At 68.3% G+C, this 17,842-nt stretch carries 18 protein-coding genes; 7 read left to right on the top strand and 11 right to left on the bottom strand.

The window, feature by feature from the left end; all coding sequences use genetic code 11:
• Positions 1-77 precede the first annotated feature (77 nt).
• Positions 78-449, bottom strand: a complete 372-nt coding sequence (locus AJAP_RS06825) for a MerR family transcriptional regulator (protein ID WP_037342533.1) — start codon at positions 447-449, stop codon at positions 78-80.
• A gap of 64 nt (positions 450-513) precedes the next feature.
• Here AJAP_RS06825 and AJAP_RS06820 point away from each other — a divergent pair, with 64 nt between their 5' ends.
• On the top strand, positions 514-1,740 hold the full coding sequence (locus AJAP_RS06820) for an MFS transporter (protein WP_038509066.1): 1,227 nt from the start codon (positions 514-516) through the stop codon (positions 1,738-1,740).
• Here AJAP_RS06820 and AJAP_RS06815 read toward each other — a convergent pair.
• Complete coding sequence (locus AJAP_RS06815; RefSeq protein ID WP_037341651.1) at positions 1,661-2,557, bottom strand: LysR family transcriptional regulator; 897 nt, start codon at positions 2,555-2,557, stop codon at positions 1,661-1,663. The genes AJAP_RS06820 and AJAP_RS06815 overlap by 80 nt on opposite strands.
• An 87-nt stretch (positions 2,558-2,644) precedes the next feature.
• On the opposite strand from AJAP_RS06815, the gene AJAP_RS06810 reads away from it, so the two are divergent.
• Entirely contained in the window at positions 2,645-3,973 is a 1,329-nt protein-coding gene (locus AJAP_RS06810; protein ID WP_038509065.1) for an aspartate aminotransferase family protein, read from the top strand.
• A gap of 66 nt (positions 3,974-4,039) precedes the next feature.
• Here the strand turns inward: AJAP_RS06810 and AJAP_RS06805 are convergent, their stop codons facing one another.
• Positions 4,040-4,843 carry an alpha/beta fold hydrolase gene (locus AJAP_RS06805; protein ID WP_038509064.1) on the bottom strand — a complete coding sequence of 268 codons (804 nt, stop codon included), beginning with the start codon at positions 4,841-4,843 and terminating at the stop codon, positions 4,040-4,042.
• A 14-nt stretch (positions 4,844-4,857) separates the two neighbouring features.
• Positions 4,858-5,724, bottom strand: a complete 867-nt coding sequence (locus AJAP_RS06800) for a bile acid:sodium symporter family protein (protein ID WP_038509063.1) — start codon at positions 5,722-5,724, stop codon at positions 4,858-4,860.
• Between the two features lie 143 nt (positions 5,725-5,867).
• On the opposite strand from AJAP_RS06800, the gene AJAP_RS06795 reads away from it, so the two are divergent.
• On the top strand, positions 5,868-6,410 hold the full coding sequence (locus tag AJAP_RS06795) for a DM13 domain-containing protein (protein WP_038509062.1): 543 nt from the start codon (positions 5,868-5,870) through the stop codon (positions 6,408-6,410).
• Positions 6,411-6,460: 50 nt separating this feature from the next.
• Here AJAP_RS06795 and AJAP_RS06790 read toward each other — a convergent pair whose 3' ends face one another.
• Positions 6,461-7,090 (bottom strand): TetR/AcrR family transcriptional regulator, encoded by a 630-nt coding sequence (locus tag AJAP_RS06790; protein ID WP_038509061.1) that lies wholly within the window; start codon positions 7,088-7,090, stop codon positions 6,461-6,463.
• A 60-nt stretch (positions 7,091-7,150) separates the two neighbouring features.
• On the opposite strand from AJAP_RS06790, the gene AJAP_RS06785 reads away from it, so the two are divergent.
• From AJAP_RS06785 to AJAP_RS06775, 3 genes are all read left to right on the top strand, one after another.
• On the top strand, positions 7,151-7,582 hold the full coding sequence (locus AJAP_RS06785) for an RpiB/LacA/LacB family sugar-phosphate isomerase (protein WP_037341626.1): 432 nt from the start codon (positions 7,151-7,153) through the stop codon (positions 7,580-7,582).
• 261 nt (positions 7,583-7,843) lie between these two features.
• Positions 7,844-9,481 (top strand): glycosyl hydrolase family 18 protein, encoded by a 1,638-nt coding sequence (locus tag AJAP_RS06780; RefSeq protein ID WP_038509060.1) that lies wholly within the window; start codon positions 7,844-7,846, stop codon positions 9,479-9,481.
• Between the two features lie 37 nt (positions 9,482-9,518).
• The gene (locus AJAP_RS06775; protein WP_378419127.1) at positions 9,519-10,862 is read left to right on the top strand and encodes a cellulose binding domain-containing protein; all 1,344 of its coding nucleotides are present in this window, start codon (positions 9,519-9,521) and stop codon (positions 10,860-10,862) included.
• Between the two features lie 243 nt (positions 10,863-11,105).
• Here the strand turns inward: AJAP_RS06775 and AJAP_RS06770 are convergent, their stop codons facing one another.
• Positions 11,106-12,857, bottom strand: coding sequence for a chitinase (locus tag AJAP_RS06770; RefSeq protein ID WP_456061779.1), 1,752 nt, complete (start codon positions 12,855-12,857; stop codon positions 11,106-11,108).
• Positions 12,858-13,118: 261 nt separating this feature from the next.
• Here AJAP_RS06770 and AJAP_RS06765 point away from each other — a divergent pair, with 261 nt between their 5' ends.
• Positions 13,119-13,751 carry a sigma-70 family RNA polymerase sigma factor gene (locus AJAP_RS06765; RefSeq protein WP_038509057.1) on the top strand — a complete coding sequence of 211 codons (633 nt, stop codon included), beginning with the start codon at positions 13,119-13,121 and terminating at the stop codon, positions 13,749-13,751.
• On the opposite strand, the gene AJAP_RS06760 is transcribed toward AJAP_RS06765, so the two are convergent.
• The 5 genes from AJAP_RS06760 to AJAP_RS06740 all read right to left on the bottom strand — a co-directional run bounded on the left by AJAP_RS06760 (position 13,748) and on the right by AJAP_RS06740 (position 17,774).
• Entirely contained in the window at positions 13,748-14,395 is a 648-nt protein-coding gene (locus AJAP_RS06760; RefSeq protein ID WP_038509056.1) for a response regulator, read from the bottom strand. The two genes, AJAP_RS06765 and AJAP_RS06760, sit on opposite strands and share 4 nt — an antisense overlap.
• Positions 14,392-15,939 (bottom strand): sensor histidine kinase, encoded by a 1,548-nt coding sequence (locus AJAP_RS06755; protein ID WP_051972361.1) that lies wholly within the window; start codon positions 15,937-15,939, stop codon positions 14,392-14,394. The genes AJAP_RS06760 and AJAP_RS06755 overlap by 4 nt, the downstream gene beginning before the upstream one ends.
• Positions 15,940-15,969: 30 nt before the next feature.
• Positions 15,970-16,449 carry a pyridoxamine 5'-phosphate oxidase family protein gene (locus AJAP_RS06750; protein ID WP_051972360.1) on the bottom strand — a complete coding sequence of 160 codons (480 nt, stop codon included), beginning with the start codon at positions 16,447-16,449 and terminating at the stop codon, positions 15,970-15,972.
• A gap of 100 nt (positions 16,450-16,549) precedes the next feature.
• Entirely contained in the window at positions 16,550-16,981 is a 432-nt protein-coding gene (locus AJAP_RS06745) for a nitroreductase family deazaflavin-dependent oxidoreductase (RefSeq protein WP_038509054.1), read from the bottom strand.
• A gap of 10 nt (positions 16,982-16,991) precedes the next feature.
• On the bottom strand, positions 16,992-17,774 hold the full coding sequence (locus AJAP_RS06740) for a TetR/AcrR family transcriptional regulator (RefSeq protein ID WP_038509053.1): 783 nt from the start codon (positions 17,772-17,774) through the stop codon (positions 16,992-16,994).
• Positions 17,775-17,842 lie beyond the last annotated feature (68 nt).

Genomic DNA, 17,842 nt, shown 5'->3' with positions numbered 1-17,842 from the left:
TGAAAGCGCTTTCCTGACCACATCCTGAAAGCGCTTTCTCACCCTGTCAAGACCGATGCGAGGAAAGTCCCTCCGGCTCAGGAAGCGGGGTCGTAGGCGCGGACGGCGTCGAGGTACTCGGTGATGGCGTCCCGGTTGCGGAGCAGGCATTCGGCCCGCCGGGTCATCCGGTCGCGTTCGGCCTCCAGGGTTTGGAGCATCTCCGCGGTCGCGTCCGGGAAGTAGATCTGCCGGGGTTTGTCCAGGCACGGCAGGATCTGCTTGATGATCCTGGTGGGCAGCCCGGCGTCGAGCAGGCCGCGCACCTGGATGACCCTGTCGACCGACGGCTCGGCGTAGTCGCGGTAGCCGTTCGCCAGCCGTTCCGAGATGATGAGACCCTGCTCCTCGTAGTACCGCAGCAGACGGCGCGACGTCCCCGTCCGCTCCGCCAGCTCCCCGATCCGCATGTGCGCCACCTCACTCCGGCCGACTTGACCTTCACATCTATGTGATGGTTCGAGCATACGGAGCATGACTTCGAAACTCCCGCTCGGCGCGCTGCTCGCGCTGACCACGGCGGCGTTCGTCACCGTCCTGACCGAGGCGTTGCCCGCGGGCGTCCTGCCCGCGATGAGCGCCGGGCTCGGCGTCGGCGAGGCGGCGACCGGGCAGTTGGTGACGGTGTACGCGATCGGCACCGCGCTGACCGCGATCCCCCTGTCCGCCGCGACCGCGGGCTGGCGCCGCAAACGTTTGCTCCTGGCCGGAGTGGCCGGGTTCGCCGTGGCCAACACGGTCACGGCGCTGTCCACGAACTACCCCCTGACCCTCGGCGCGCGGTTCGTCGCCGGGATCGCGGCGGGCGTGGTCTGGGCGCTGCTGGCCGGTTACGCCCGGCGGCTGGCGCCGGAACCGGTGCGGGGCAAGGCGATCGCCATCGTGATGACCGGTATCCCGCTCGCGCTTTCGCTCGGCATCCCCGCCGGCACGTTCCTGGGCGGCGTCTTCGGCTGGCAGGTGACGTTCTCGCTGATGTCGGTGCTCGCGCTCGGCCTGCTGGGCTGGATCGCGGTGGGCGTCCCCGACTTCCCCGGACAGGACAAGGGCGGCAGGCTCCCGGTGCGCAAGACCCTCGCCGTGCCCGGTGTCGCCGCGGTGCTGTTCGTGACGCTGACGTTCGTGCTGGCGCACAACATCCTCTACACCTACATCGCCACCTTCCTCGAACACGTGTCGATGGGCGGCTCGGTCGACCGGATCCTGCTGGTGTTCGGGCTGGCTTCGATGGTGAGCATCTGGCTCGTCGGTGTCCACATCGACCGGCGGCTGCGGGCGCTGACCGTCGCGGGCACCGTCCTCGTGGCGCTCGGTGCGACACTTTTGGCTCTGCTGGGCCGGAATCCGGCCTTGGTCTACATCGCGGCGACCCTGTGGGGGCTCGGCTGGGGCGGTATCCCGACCCTGCTGCAGACCGCCGCCGCACGGGCTGGTGACCAGGGCGGCGCGGCGGACATCGCGCAGGCCATGCTGGTCACCCTGTGGAACGCGGCGATGGCGGGCGGCGGGATCGCCGGCGGCGTCCTCCTCGACGGTTTCGGCGCCGAGTCGTTCCCCTGGAGTGTCCTGGTGTTGCTCGTGCCGACGCTGGCCGTGGTGCTGGTGGCGCGACGGCACGGGTTCACAGCGGCAGTTCCGGATGACTCCGGATCGCCTCGAGAACCAGGTCGACCGCGGCGCGAGGCGCGGACCCGCGCCTGATCGCCGCGGTGATGGAGCGGTCGACCGGCGTCGCGAGCTCGCGGGTGGCGACGCGGTACCGCTTGTCGACGGCGAGGCCGGGCAGGAGCGCGATCGAAAGCCCAGCCTCGACGTGCTGCAAGGTCATCATGTAGTTGCTGAACCGGGCGATCACACGCGGCTCGAAACCGGCTTCGCGGCAGAGCCGGGTCGCGAGGTTCGCCATGTACGACTGGGGGATGTCGAACGCCCAGGGCTCGCTCGCGTAGGCGGCGAGGTCGGCGGGACCCCGGCCCGCGGCCGGATGACCGGGCGGGACGACGAGCACGATCGGGTCGGTCGCGAGCGGCACCAGGTCGATGTCCGGCCCCAGCGGCTGCTCGACGAAGTCCGTGGTCGTGACGATGACGTCGGCGTCGCCGACCCGGAGCGCGGGCATGCTGACATGCGGTTCGAGTTCGAGCAGTTCGATCTGGAGGCTCGGATGCGAACGCGCCAGCCGGTTCACCGCGGGGACGGCGATGGTGTGGATCGCGCTCTGGAAGGCACCGAGGCGGACGTGCCCCGCGGGCCCCTCGCCGAGGCCGCGCAACTCGGCCTCGACGGTGTCCATATGGTCGAGGATCGCTCGCGCGCGGCGCGCCAGCATGCGTCCGGCCGGGGTCAGCCGGACGCGGCGGCCGGTGCGTTCCAGCAGCCGCGTGCGGGTCTCGGCCTCGAGGACCGCGAGCTGCTGGGACACGCTCGACGCGCTCAGATTGGCCGCTTTCGCGACCGCGCGGACAGTGCCCAGCGTGTCCAGCCTGCTCAACAGGCTGAGCCTCCAAGGATTGAGCATGGCACCCATTGTTGTACGGATCAGCCGAACAGCACAGCCGGAATCGTGAGCTGGACGTGTCGCTCGGCTCCCACTTACCGTCGGAACATGGCTGCTCCCCTCACCGACCTGTCCACCACCGACCGTTTCTGGGCCGACGCCGACCGGCATCTCGTGCGCTACGCCGGGGCCGGCGACTTCACCCGCGAGATCATCGATCACGCCGCCGGGAGCTACCTGTTCACCGAGTCCGGGCGGCGGATCCTCGACTTCACGTCCGGGCAGATGAGCGCGATCCTCGGGCATTCGCATCCGGAGATCGTCGAGACCGTGCGGCGGCAGATCGGCTCGCTGGACCACCTGTTCAGCGGGATGCTGAGCCGCCCCGTCGTCGACCTCGCGCGACAGCTGGCCGAGACCTTGCCGTCACCGCTGGAAAAGGCGCTGCTGCTGACCACCGGGGCGGAGTCGAACGAGGCCGCGATCCGGATGGCGAAACTGGTGACCGGGAAGCACGAGATCGTGTCGTTCGCCCGGTCGTGGCACGGGATGACGCAAGCGGCGGCGAACGCGACCTACAGCGCGGGCCGCAAGGGCTACGGCCCCACCGCGCCCGGCAACTTCGCCATTCCCTCGCCGAACTCGTATCGGCCGGATTTCGTCGGCCCGGACGGGGAACTGGACTGGAAACGCCAGCTGGACTTCGGATTCGAGATGATCGACGCCCAGTCCGTCGGCAGTCTGGCGGCGTGCATCGTCGAACCGATCCTGAGCTCCGGCGGGATCATCGAGCCGCCGGTGGGCTATTTCGCCGCCCTGCAAGAGAAATGCCGGGAACGCGGAATGCTGCTGATCCTCGACGAGGCGCAGACCGGCTTGTGCCGCACGGGAAACTGGTACGCCTTCGAACGCGACGGCGTCGTCCCCGACATCCTCACGCTGTCCAAGACGCTGGGCGCCGGGCTCCCGCTGGCGGCGGTGATCACCAGCGCGGAAATCGAGCAGGAGGCGCACGACCGCGGCTACCTGTTCTTCACCACGCATGTCGCCGACCCGCTGGTGGCGGCCGTCGGGAACACCGTGCTCGACGTCCTCACCCGCGACCGTCTCGACGAACGCGCCACCGAGCTGGGTGCCTTCCTCCGCCGCGGCCTCGACGACCTCGCCGCCCGCCATTCCGTCGTCGGCGACATCCGGGGACGCGGTCTGCTCGTCGGCGTGGAACTCGTCGTGGACCGTGCCACGAAACGCAGCTCCGACGAATTGGGCGCCCTGGTCACGCGGCGCTGCCTCGAATTGGGGCTGCACATGAACATCGTGCAGTTGCCGGGGATGGGCGGGGTCTTCCGGATCGCTCCGCCGCTGACGGCTACCGAAGACGAACTGGCGGAGGGACTGGCGGTGTTGGATCAGGCGATCGGGGACGCAAGCGCGTAAAAGGCAAGCCGGTCTTGGGGCGCGCTGGTCGTGAGTGGCGTTTCGGGTTAGAACCCGAAACGCCACTCACGACCCCCTGAACTCCTGAAGCAACCGAGCGACCTCGCCAGGCCGCTCCAAGAACGGCGAATGCCCGACGCCTTCGACGACCTCCACCCGCGCCCCGACCGCCGAATACCGCGCGAAAGTCTTGTCACAGTCGTAAAAACGGTCCCGGCGCCCGAGAATCACCAGGCACGGCAACCCCAAGGCCGCCACTTGCGCATCCAGAGGACGAAATGCGAGCAGTCGCGCGCGTTCCACGAGTACCACCCGGGCCATCGCGGGCGAGGTGACCGCGTGATCGGCCAAGTCCTGCAAGGGATCGTCGAACCAGCCCGCTCGGCGAAACCGCGACGCGAACCGCACCCATGGGCGGTGAGCCACGAGCCGCACGAGCGCGCTGACCATCGGCAGCAGCACCGCACTCCCCGGCGGAAAGGACGCGTAGCTGTAATCCGGCGCCTGCCCGATCAGCACCAGGGAACCCACCCGCGGCGAGATTTCGGCCAGCGCCAAGGCGACATCCGCGCCGAAGGAGTGACCGGCGACCAGAACGTCCTCGACGCCCAGCGCATCGAGGACGCCGGCCACCATGCGCGCCTGCGACACCGCGTCGAGCCCGGACGAACCACCGGTGCATCCGTGCCCCAGCAGATCCACCCGGATCACGTGCCGCGTCGCGGACAGGCCGAGGGTGAGCCGGTCGAACCAGTGCACCGACCCGCAATACCCGTGCAGCAACACCACCGGCGGCCCGGCGCCGTCCTGACGCACATGGACGGCGACGCCGTTCACGTCGAGGATGTCGCCGATGGGGGAACGCGCCACGCCCCCAAACTAGCTCACACCGGCGCGCTCTCCCTGCTGCGGGACAACAGGAACGCCGCGATCCCGGCGGGCAGGAACATGAGCACGCCGTAGACCCCGGCCGGCACGGCCATCGCCTTGTCACCGAGCACGGAGAACGCCACGGCGATCGCGAGGGTGGCGTTGTGGACACCGATCTCCATGGCGGACGCGATCGCCTGCCCGCGGTCCACCCGGAACAGGCGTGGCACGTAGTACCCGATCGCGAGGCTGAGCACGGAAAGCGCCAGCGCCACCGGCCCGAGCGTGCCGATGTTGTCCACCAGCGTCCGGAACTCCTGCGCGATCGCGGCCGCGATCACCAGCACGAGCACCACGGCGGAGCCGATCTTGACCGGTTTGCGCATCCGCTCGGCCCAGGCGGTGAACCGGTGCCGCACCGCCATCCCGAGCACGACCGGGATCAGCACGATCGCGAAGACCTGCACGAACTTCGCGGGCTGGAGCCCGACCGAGGCGCCGCCGTCGAGGAATTCGGCCATCGACAGGCCGACCACCAGCGGCAGGGTGAACACGGCCAGTACGGAGTTGATCGCCGTGAGCGTGACGTTGAGGGCGACGTCGCCGCCGGCGAGGTGGCTGAACAGGTTCGCCGACGTGCCGCCGGGCGACGCGACGAGCAGCATCATCCCGACCGCGAGCACGCCTTCCAGCCCGAACAGCACGATCAGGCCCACGCAGATCACGGGCAGCACGATCATCTGGCACACCAGCGCGATGACGGCGGCCTTCGGGTACTTCAGCACGCGCGTGAAGTCGCCGACGGTCAGGGTCAGTCCCAGCCCGAACATGACGAGCGCCAGCGCTATCGGCAGGAGGATCGAAAACATCGCCGTACCCATCGAGGGGCCTCCGTCCGATATGCCCTTTTCAGATCGGCAATCGTGTCAAGCGGCGAGAACCCGGTCAAGCCACCGAAACCCAGACGTGACCCGTAAGAGTTCGGTAACCGCACTCCTCGCCCCGCACGGGGTTGAATGAACGCATGAAACGCAAGCGGGTGCTCGCCGTCGTGGCGGCCGGACTGGTGGTGGCGGTGGCCGCGGGCCTCTACTGGTTCCAGCCGTGGAAGCTCTGGGTGAACGAGACGGTCCAGGAGGCGCTGCCCGTCGCCGAGACCACGGCCCAGCCCACCACCCAAGCCACCGGAAGTGCCACGCCCGCCCCGAAAGAGCCCATGGTCGTGGCGACCGGCACGCTGATCAGCCACGAGCACGCGACCACCGGCGACGTCCGGATCCTGCGCGCGGCCGACGGATCGCTGGTGCTGCGCTTGGAAAACCTCGACACGAGCAACGGCCCGGATCTGCGGGTCTGGCTCACCGACGCGCCGGTACTCCCCGGCAAGGACGGCTGGTCCGTGTTCGACGACGGCGCGTACGTGAGCGCCGGGAAACTCAAGGGCAACAAGGGAAGCCAGAACTACACGCTGCCGGCGGGCACCGATCTGGCGCGCTATTCGAGCGTGACGATCTGGTGCGACCGGTTCAACGTGTCCTTCGGCGCGGCCGAGCTGGCCAAGATCTGACAGCCAGGCGAAGCCTGTCCGTTGAGGGTGGCGGCGGGGCGGGGTCCGGGTTAGGCGAGCCGGTCCACGGCGTACTCCATCTCCGCGCGGACCGCCCGCAAGTCGATACCGCCCGGGTCGATGATCGAGGCCACGGCGATCCCCCGCAGCTGCCCCACCAGCGCCGCCGCGTACGCGTCCGGGTCGCGGACGCCGGTGATCGAACCGTCCGCGAGTCCGGCGGCGACGGTCTGCGCGATGGCGAACCGGTACCGGCGGTCGGCCTCGGTCATCGCCGACCGCACCGCCGGATCGCCGACGGTCGCGTCCGTCCAGAGCACCACGAACGCCCGGTTCAGCGGCGGCATGTCGGTGAGCAGCTCGAAGAAGATGTCCAGGAGGGCACGCAGCATGTCCATCGGGCTGGGCGTCAGCCCGCCGGTCCGCGTGGCGACGGCGGCGCTGAAGACGTCGGCGAACTTCTCCGCGGCGAACTCGACGAGCCGCTGCACCAGCGTCTCCTTCGAGCCGAACAACTGGTAGACGACGCCGCTGGGATAGCCGGTCCTGGCGCAGATCATGCCGATCTTGAGCCGGGCGAAACCTGCCTCGCCGATCAGGCGGGCGGCGGTTTCGAGAATCCGTGTCCGTGCGATCTCCTGCTCACGCTGGACCTGGTGCTCCTCCGCAGACGAGTCCACGCCGAGATCCTCCCATGACTTCGGGTTCGTCACCTGTCGACGCGGCGTTACGATCCGGACATGAGGATCGCCTTCGCCGCCGACGACCGGAACGCCACCACGGACGCCGTCCAGGCGTATCTCGCCGAGGCGGGCCACGAGGTGCTGCGCCCGGCGGCGTCGGACGTCTGGCCGGAACTCGGCGCGGCGGTGGGCCGGGCGGTCGCGGACGGCGAGGCCGATTTCGGCGTGGTGATGTGCTGGACCGGGACGGGCACGGCGATCGCGGCCAACAAGGTGCCCGGGGTCCGCGCGGCGCTGGCCTGGGACACCTGGATCGCCGCGGGCGCGCGCAAGTGGAACGACGCGAACGTGCTGGCACTGAGCCTCAAGCGGCTCGCGCCCGACGTGGCCGTCGAAATCACCGACGTGTTCCTTTCCGGTGTCCTGCCCGACCCCGACGAATCCGCGAATATCGCCCGGCTCGGCGAAATGGACGAATTCCGCCGCTGAAGGGCAGCGGACCAGTGAACGATTAACGCTGTCGAACGTATTAGGCCGTTCGCAGGAAAATCACCACTCTACGTAGTGATGCTTCCCATATTGGTCCAGACCACGTACCGTCTCCCGCAACAAAGCGTTCCGCATGGAGGTGGTCGATGAAGACTCATCCCCGCCTGCCCGGTTTCGGCCGAGGCAACGCGATGTCGCCGATTTCCCTTTGACGAAATCATCTCCAAGATCATTTCCCTGCACCGGGTTGTAAGGAGTGAAATGTCGAGAAAAAGATGGCATCTGGTCGGCCTGTTCACGGCCGTCGCGGCGCTCGCGGTCGGTCTGGTGACCGTCCCGGCGAACGCGGCGGGCGGGGTCGGAGCCACCCTGACCAAGGGCTCGGACTGGGGGTCCGGCTGGGAAGGCAAGTACACGATCACCAACAACTCGGGATCCAGCCTGAGTTCCTGGACCCTCGAGTTCGATCTCGCTGCGGGACACTCGATCGCTTCGCTGTGGGACGGCAGCTACACCGTCTCCGGCCAGCACGTGACCGTCAAGAACACCTGGAACGGCAACCTTTCCAACGGTGGCTCGACCAGCTTCGGCTTCAACGTCAAGTACTCCGGCGCCTACACCGCGCCCGCCAACTGCAAGATCAACGGCGGCTCCTGCGACCCGGGTGGCGGCAACCCGACCACGACGCCGACCACGCCGACCACCACGACGTCCAATCCCCCGACGTCGACCAGCACGAGCAACCCGCCGACCACCACGACTTCGAACCCGAACCCGGGCGCGAAGAAGAACCTCGGCTACTTCGTGCAGTGGGGCGTCTACGGCCGTAACTACCACGTGAAGAACATCCACACTTCCGGTTCTGCGGCCAAGCTGACGCATATCAACTACGCGTTCGGCAACGTCACTAACGGTTCCTGCACGGCGAACGACGACACCTACGCCGACTACGACAAGTTCTACGACGCCGGGTCCAGTGTGGACGGTGTCGCGGACACGTGGGACGCGGGCGCGCTGCGCGGCAACTTCAACCAGCTGCGCAAGCTGAAGAAGATGTACCCGGGCCTGAAGGTGCTGTGGTCGTTCGGTGGCTGGACCTGGTCCGGCGGCTTCGGCCAGGCGTCGAAGAACCCGACCGCCTTCGCGGAATCCTGCTACAAGCTGATCAAGGACCCGCGCTGGGCCGACGTCTTCGACGGCATCGACATCGACTGGGAATACCCGAACGCCTGCGGTCTCACGTGTGACACCAGCGGTCCCGCCGCGATCAAGAACGTGGCACAGGCCCTGCGCACCAAGTTCGGCTCCTCGTTCCTGGTCACCGCCGCGATCACCGCGGACGCCAGCAGCGGCGGCAAGATCGACGCCGCCGACTACGGCCCCGCGTCGGCGTACTTCGACTGGTACAACGTCATGACGTACGACTTCTTCGGCGCTTGGGCGGCGCAGGGCCCGACGGCCCCGCACTCGCCGCTGACGTCCTACCCCGGCATCCCGCAGCAGGGCTTCAACTCCGACGACGCCATCCAGAAGCTCAAGGCCAAGGGTGTCCCGGCGAGCAAACTGTTGCTGGGTATCGGTTTCTACGGCCGAGGCTGGACCGGCGTCACCCAGGACGCCCCGGGCGGCACCGCGACCGGTGCGGCGCCGGGCACGTACGAGGCGGGCATCGAGGACTACAAGATCCTCAAGAACAGCTGCCCGTCGACCGGCACGATCGCGGGCACCGCGTACGCGAAGTGCGGCAACAACTGGTGGAGCTACGACACTCCCGCCACCATCAACGGAAAGATGGGCTGGACCAAGAACCAGGGTCTCGGCGGCGCGTTCTTCTGGGAGCTCAGTGGCGACACCTCGAACGGTGAACTGGTCACGGCCATGCGCAATGGCCTGAACTGAGAGGTTGACTGTGGCTAAGCGGACTTGGATCCAGGCCATCGGCCTGTCCGCCGCTGCCGCAACGGCCGGCGCGGTCCTCGTGATCGCGCCGGCCTCCGCGGCCGGCGGCGTCGGTGCCGCCTTCAGCAAGGGCTCCGACTGGGGCTCCGGCTGGGAGGGCAAGTACACGATCAGCAACAACTCGGGATCGAGCCTTCCCGCCTGGACGGTCGAATTCGACCTCCCGGCCGGGCACTCGATCGCTTCGCTGTGGGACGGCAGCTACTCGGTCTCCGGGCAGCACGTGACGGTGAAGAACACCTGGAACGGCAACCTTTCCAACGGTGGCAGCACCAGTTTCGGGTTCAACGTCAAGTACTCCGGCGGCTACGTCGCCCCGGCGAACTGCAAGATCAACGGTGGCTCGTGCGATCCGGGCGGTGGCGGCCCGACCACGACGCCGACCACGCCCACCAGCACGACCACGACGTCCTCCCCGACGACCACCACGAGCAACCCGCCCCTGCCCGGCGGCCGTGGCGCGCCGTATCTGTACATGGGCTGGGGAAGTCCGCCGAACCCGCAGACGGTCATGAACGCGACCGGGATCAAATGGTTCACGATGGCGTTCATCCTGTCGTCCGGTGGCTGCAACCCGGCTTGGGACGGCAGCCGTCCGCTGCAGGGCGGCGTCGACGCGAACGCGATCGCGCAGATCAAGGCCGCGGGCGGGCAGATCGTGCCGTCCTTCGGCGGGTGGAGCGGCAACAAGCTCGGCCCGAACTGCTCGACGCCCGAAGCGCTCGCCGGCGCTTACCAGAAGGTGATCGACGCCTACGGTCTCAAGGCGATCGACATCGACATCGAGAACACCGACGAATTCGAGAACGCGGCCGTGCAGGACCGCGTGCTGAACGCGCTGAAGATCGTGAAGGCGAACAACCCCGGTATCCAGACCATTCTCACCTTCGGCACGACGACCACCGGCCCGAACTTCTGGGGCCAGCGGCTCATCGACCAGTCGAAGGCGCTGAACGCCGGGATCGACGTCTACACGATCATGCCGTTCGACTTCGGCGGCGGCGCGGACATGTACGGCAACACGATCAACGCCGCGAACGGTCTGCGGGACAAGCTGAAGTCGACCTTCGGGTGGAACGACGCCACGGCGTACGGCCACCTGGGCATCAGCGGGATGAACGGTCTTTCGGACCAGCGGGAACTCACGAGTCTCGACACCTGGACCCGGATCACGAACTGGTCGAAGACCAACAAGATCGCCAGGCTGGCGTTCTGGTCGACCAACCGTGACCGGGGCTGCCCGAACGGCGGGGTCGCCGAGAACTGCAGTGGTATCGCACAGAACGACTGGGACTTCACGCGGATCACCGCGGGCTTCTGACGTCCCTTGCTCCCCGTACTGCGGGCCCGCACCGATGCTGCACGGTGCGGGCTCGCTCCCTTGTTGCCCGCGTTTCGTCCTCTGAATGCGATCGTTGCACGCGCAAGGATCGCATTCAGAGGACGAAATGCGTGGGGTCGCCGGTCCGTGAAGGCCTCCTTGAGGGACTCTGGGTCCCTCAAGGAGGCCTTCACGGAAAGTCCCGACGCCCACAAGCGACGCGTTTAGTCCTCTGGATGCGGATCAGGGCAAAGCGTTCAGGAACGGTTCGTGGGCGTTCTGGAACTCCCACCCGTAGTACCGGTCCCAGTTGATCGACCACGTCATCAGCCCCCGCAACGCCGGCGAAGCACCGCCGCGCAAGGAATACGACCCGCATCCGGAGTTCTTCACCAGGCAGTTCAGCGCCGAATGCACCGCCGCCGGCGCGGTGTGCCCGTTGCCCGCGCTCACCGCGGCGGGCAGGCCGAACGCGATCTGGTCCTCACGCAGCCCCGGGAACCGGAACCCGGTCGACGACACTGTGAAGCCCGCCTTGATCATGTCGGTCATCGCGATGTGGAAATCCGCGCCGCCCATGAAGTGGTACTGGTTGTCCAGGCCCATCACCGGCCCGGAGTTGTAGTCCTGGACGTGCAGCACGGTCAGCGCGTCCCGCATCGCGTGGATCACCGGCAGGTACGAACCCGTCCGGTTGTCGGCGCCGCCGAGGCCGCCGTAGTACTGGTACCCGGTCTGCACGAAGAACGTCTCCGGCGCCATCGTCAGCACGAATCCCGCGCCATAGCGGGCTTTCAGCGTCTTCAACGCCGAAATGAGATTGACGATCACCGGCGTGGTCGGGTTGCGGAAGTCGTTGTCCCCGGAGTTGAGGTACAGCGAGTGTCCCTCGAAGTCGATGTCGAGCCCGTTCAGCCCGTACCGGTCGATGATCGCGGACACCGAGCTGACGAACGCGTCGCGCGCCGCGGTCGTGGTCAGCTGGACCTGGCCGTTCTGGCCGCCGATGGAGATCAGCACCTTCTTGCCCTGCGCCTGCTTCGCGCGGATCGCGGCGATGAAGTCCGCGTCGCTTTCCACGGCCGGGCATTCCGCGACCGGACACCGCGTGAAGCGGATGTCGCCGGAGGTCACCGAGGTCGGCTCACCGAAGGCCAAGTTGATGATGTCCCACGCCGCCGGGACGTCGGCCATCCGCGTGTAGCCGGACCCGTTGGCGAAACTCGCGTGCAGGTAGCCGATCAGCGCGTGCTTCGGCAGGCCGGTGTCCACGCAGCCGGAGGTCGTGGCGCCCGCCTCGGTGGTCTTCGGCGATTCGCCCGCGCTGTTGTACGCGGCCACCGAGTAGTTGTGCGACGAACAGGCCGTCAGCCCCGAAATCGTCGCCGAAGTCCCGGTCACCGTCGCGACCACGGTCCCGCCCTCGTACACGCGATAGCCGGTCACCGTCCCCGCCGAGGCGCCCCACGAGAGCGCGATCGACGAGTTCGTCACCGTGCCGACGGCCGGGTTTCCCGGGGTCGGCGGCGCGCCGGGCGTGCCACCGCCGGGGCCGTCGAGGCTGATGTCGTCCGCGTAGAAGGTGCCCGACCCGTACCAGCCGTGGACGTACACCTCGGCCGTCGTCTGCGTGGCCGACGTCGTGAACGAGAGCGAGAGCTGCGTGTACGAGGTCGCCGCGGTCCAGGTCGACGGCCCGCCCGTGACGCCGAGGTACACCGGATTCCCGTTCACCCAGGCGGAAACCGCGTAGGTTGTGTTCGGCCGGACGGATACCGTCTGTGCGCATTTCCCGATCGTCGAGCCGGGCGTGACCGAAACGGCGTAACCGCCCGAACGGACCGGTGTGCTCACGGCCGCGCCCGCCGCGCAGGACCAGCCGGAGGTCGAACCCGCCTCGAAACCGGGATTGAGGAGCAGGTTGGCCGCGTTCGCGGTGCCGCCGCCCGTGATCAGGCCGGTGAAGGTGAGCACCAAAACGGCCAGAAATGCCATGGATCTGGAACGCCTCATCGCGATTCCTCCGTGAAAGGGCGGCCTGCCGCCGCGCTGGGCTAATTGTCTAGACCAATCTGGCGAAAGTCCATACCCCTGGCCCACCAGGGTCTAAAGACCCGACTACTCCGGGCTGCTGTACCGGTGTGACGCGCGGGCGCGCTCCGTAACGTCGGAAGGGCCAAAGAGGGCTGGGGGCTTTCGGGAGGTGGGGATGATGGGAACGCACAGGAGCGTGCCGAGAACGGGCGATCCGGCGTGATGACCGTGTCCGAAGCCGTGCGTCCCACCTATGTACCCCGGCCGGGGGAACCGGACGGCGAGCTGATCCGCGCGGCGATCAGCGGTGACCGGCGGGCCGTCGAGAGCCTGCTGGCCCTCCTCCGGCCGATCGTGTTCCGGTACTGCGCGGGCAGGCTGGGCGGGACGACACGCGGCGTCGCGGGTGCCGAGGACTGCGCACAGGAGGTCCTGATGGCCGTCCTCGTCGCGTTACCGCGCTACAGCTACCAGGACAACAGCTTCCTGCCGTACGTCTTCGGGATCGCCTCGCACAAGGTCGCCGACGTCCGCCGCAACCTCGCGCGCGACCCGTCCGCGCCGGTGCCCGATCCGGAGCCCGAACAGGACGGACCGTGGAACCCGACGTTCGAAGAGGTCGAGAGGGCGGATCGCAGCCGCCGGCTGTCCCGGCTGTTCGAGGTTCTCTCGGCGAAGCAGCGCGACGTGCTGGTGCTGCGCGTGATCCACGGGTACAGCGCCGAAGAGACCGCGGGCGCGCTGGGTATGGCGAGCGCGGGCGCGGTCCGCGTCACCCAGCACCGGGCCCTCAACGAACTGCGCCGCGTGCTGCGCGAGGATCCCGATTTCGCCGGTGGTTTCACCTTCTTCTAGGAAGAGGACTTACGGCGCTGGGTGGCGTAGACGGCGGCGGAGGTGCGACGTTCGAAGCCGAGCTTGTGCAGCAGGGACGACACGTAGTTCTTGACCGTCTTCTCCGCCAGGTACAGCTTTTCCGCGATCTGGCGGTTGGTCAGCCCGTCGGCGATGTGGTCGAGCACCCGCCGCTCCTGCGGGCTCAGCTGTTCGTACCGCGGGTCCGGGGCGTCGGTCTCGCCGCGCAGCCGGTTCATCACCGACGCCGTCAGCGTGCTGTCCAGGAGCGATCCGCCCGCGGCGACCGTGCGGACGGCCTTGACGAGCGCGCCCCCGGAGACCTGCTTGAGCATGTAACCCGCCGCGCCCGCCATGATCGCGCCGAACAAGGCGTCGTCGTCCGAATAGGACGTCAGCATCAGGCAGGCGGGCGGCGGGTCGATGGACGCCCGGATCTCCCGGCAGACGCTCACTCCCTCGCCGTCCGGCAGCCGGACGTCGAGGACCGCGACCTGCGGTTTGACCGCGGGGATCCGCACGTACGCCTCGGCGGCGGTGGACGCTTCGCCGACCACGGTGAAATCGTCTTCGGCCTCGAAAACGGTCTTGAGCCCGGTGCGGACGAGTTCGTGATCGTCCAGGAGGAACACCGAAATCGTCATCCCACACTCCCCTGTCGGGCCGGCAGTTCCACCGACCAGTCGAGCCTCGTGCCGCCTTCGGGCCGCGCCTCGACGCGGAACGTCCCGTTCCACCGGGCCGCGCGTTCGGCGAGGTTCGCCACCCCGCTGCGATGGCCGGGTTCGGCAGGCATGCCGACGCCGTCGTCCACCACCGAGAGTTTGAGCCACCGCCCGTCGCGATCGACCGAGACGTCGACCGAGACCGTCGTCGCCGCGGCATGTCTGACCACATTGGACAGTGCTTCGCGCAGCGTCGCGATGAGATCCGAGCGGACCGTGTCCGGCACGGTGGAATCGAGCGGCCCGTCGAACCCGACCCGGGGCTCCGACGCGCAGCCCGCGTCCAGCGCGACCCGCAGCAGCTCCGACCGGAGGCTGCCCTGTGCCTCCGCCGGTTCCTGCAGGGAGAAGATGCTGTTGCGGATCTCGCGGATGGTGCGGTCGATCTCGTGCGCGAAGCCGGTCACCCGGTCGGCGACGGAGGGTTCGCTCGCGAGCCTGCTGAGCCCCTCCAGCCCGAGCCCGATCGCGAACAGCCGCTGGATCACCAGGTCGTGCAGGTCGCGGGCGATCCGGTCGCGGTCTTCGAAGACGGCGAGCCGCTGCCTGTCCTGTTGCGCGCGGGCGAACTCGACCGCGAGCGCGGCGTGCGCGGCGAAGGTCTCGGCCAGCTGGACGTCGTAGGCGGAGAACGGGGTCCGGTCGCGGAACTTCGCGACCAGCAGGACACCGAGCTTCTCCTCGCCGACGATCAGCGGAACGGCGACCGTGGAGTCGAGGTCCTTGATCGCCGCGGGCATCACGGCGCCGCGATCGCCCTGGTACTCGACCACCTTCTCGCCGTAATCCCGGACCACGACGGGTTTTCCGGTGGTGAACGCCATCCCGGTCGCGGTGCCCTCGGTCGGCACGGCGATACCGGCGAGCTTGTCCGAGTCCGGTCCCGGCGGCTCGACGATCTCGAAGACCAGCTGCCCGTCGCCGCGCGGCCGGGCCACCGCGCCCGCGGTACCGCCGGCGACGACGCGCGCGCGTTCGGCGATCAGGCGGAGGGTCGCGGTCAGATCCTGGTCGGTCAGGAGCGCGCCGGTGACGTGGTACGAGGCTTCGAGCCACCGCTCGCGCCGCTGCACCTGGTCGAACAGCGCGGCGTTCTCGATCACCACACCGGCCGCCGCGGTGAGCGCGACGAGCAGGTCGTCCTCGGATTCGGTGAACTCCTCACCGTCCGGTTTACGCGCCAGGTACAGCATCCCGAAGATGCGGCCGCGCATCCGGATGGGCACCACGCGGGCGTCGTCGTCGGACGGCGGCCGCTCCCAGGCCTCGCCGAAGCGAATGAACTCGTCCGAATCGAGCACGCTGAGCGCGCCGAACGGCGCACCCGTCAGCTCGCAGGCGGATTCGACCATCCGCCGCAGGACGTCGGACAGGCTGAGATCGTGGGCGATCCCCGCCACCGCGTCCAGAATCCTGGGCGCCTTGGCGTCACTCGCCGCACTCACCCGCCGCACCGCCGTCACCGTCCCGGAGTAACTCCCCGGGCAGTGGGGTCAGGAATGACAAACGCGCCCGGATCGCTCATCTGGTGCGTCGATCACGGACAGTGCTTCGTTACTGCAAGCGCCGAGGATCCTTCGACCGGTTACCGACTCGATGGGGATCCGGAGATACCGGGAGTCCGTCCGGCCGGTCCAGCAGCCCAGCGGCAAGGTCTCGAGTTCGGCGATCACCAGGGGGTCGCGCACCTCGGAGGCGCGGCCGACGACGGTGACGTACCAGCCCGTCCCCAGGTCCTTGGCGAACTCGTCGACGGCGAAGGCCACCACACTGTCGAGTACCCCGGCGAACAGCGCGCTCTGTGACGGCGTCCGTACCACGATCGCGCCGTGGTGCAGCGCGAACCGCGCCGGCTGGATGGCGGGCATGGCCCGGGAGGTGAACACCACCCGGCCGAGCCCGGCCCGCGCGAGCAGCGCCAGGCACTGCTCGCGATCGAGCGTTTCGAGACCCAAGGAGTCGGACATCGGCATCCCCGCGTTCTCGTAGTTCCTCTGCGTCGAGGTCCACGGTCCCCGGCTTACCGACTCGCCGGTAGGGCCGATGGACCCGGCCCGTGCGGGGGATGCCGGGTTACGCCTTGGGCGAGAGCAGGACGACGGGGATCTCCCGGTCGGTCTTGGTCTGGTACTGCGCGTAGTTCTTGAAGTCCGCGGTGATCTTCGGCCACAGGCGGGCGCGCAGATCGGCGTCGGCGACGCTCGCGACCATCGGCTTCGCGGCCTCGCCCTTCAGCGTGACCTGGACGTCGGGGTTGTCGCGGAGGTTGAGGAACCACGCCGGGTGCTGGTCGTCGCCACCGCGGGAGGCGACGATGACGTACGCGTCGCCCTCGCGCAGCGGCGAGGTCAGCAGGACGGTGCGCGGCTGGCCGGATTTGCGGCCGATGGTGGTCAGTTCCAGGACGGTCATCCCGGCGACCTGCCAGCCGGCGCGGCCGCCGCTGACCTTCTGGATGACGCGGTGGACGGCGTTCATGGTCTTCAAGGCGAAATCGGAGGGCATGCGGAGAAGGCTACTCCGCTTTGGTCGCGACTTCGATTCCGTCCAGCAAGACGGACAGCGAGAACTCGAAGGCCTCCCTCGCCTCCTGCTCCAGATAGGACACCGTCTCGTCCTCCATGCGGAACGCCTGCTCGGCCTCCATCCAGGTCAGCGTCGGGAATCGCTCGGCGAAGTCCGGCGAGACCTCCTTCAGATGCGCGGACCTCGCGTGCCACCACTCGTCGTCGGATTGCCCTGTCACCTTTTCGGCGAGCCTGGCCTCCGAAGCCGTCCTGGCGGGCTCTCGCACGCACGAGTACAGCGCGCTGACCAGCCGTCGCAGCGCCGCCGGGCGCAACCCGGTCCGGCGCAGGATCTTCACCAGCGCTTCCAGCACGACGTACTCGTTCGGCCCGAGCACCGGCCGCGCCTGCGAGACCTGCAGGACCCACGGGTGCCGAAGGTAGAAGTCCCAGAGATCCTCGGCCCAGCGCGCGGCGTCCGCGCGCCAGCCGTCTCCGTCGTAAACGACCGAGACCTCGGCGAGCGCCTTGTCGTACATGAGATCGACGAGTTCGCTCTTGCTCGGGACATAGGTGTAGAGCGCCATGGCCGTCCGGCCGAGCCTGTCCCCGACCGCACGCATCGAAAGGCCCGCCATGCCTTCGGCGTCCGCGATGGTGATGGCGGTTTCGACGATCAGTTCCACCGAAAGCCCCGGCTTGGGGCCGGGCCGCTCGGCGTCCGGCGGCTCGGTCCGCCACAGCAGTGCCATCGACCGCCGAGGGTCACCCTGCGCCGCGTAGACGACCACTTGCCAACTCCTTACAGCATAAACTAACCTCTGCTACCCTCACTTTACAGGCTAAAGAGTTCCAACCA

This window comes from Amycolatopsis japonica (assembly GCF_000732925.1).
GTDB classification, from domain to species: Bacteria; Actinomycetota; Actinomycetes; order Mycobacteriales; family Pseudonocardiaceae; genus Amycolatopsis; species Amycolatopsis japonica.
Note: the sequence above shows the minus strand (reverse complement) of the source record. Positions and strands in the feature narration are given on the sequence as shown.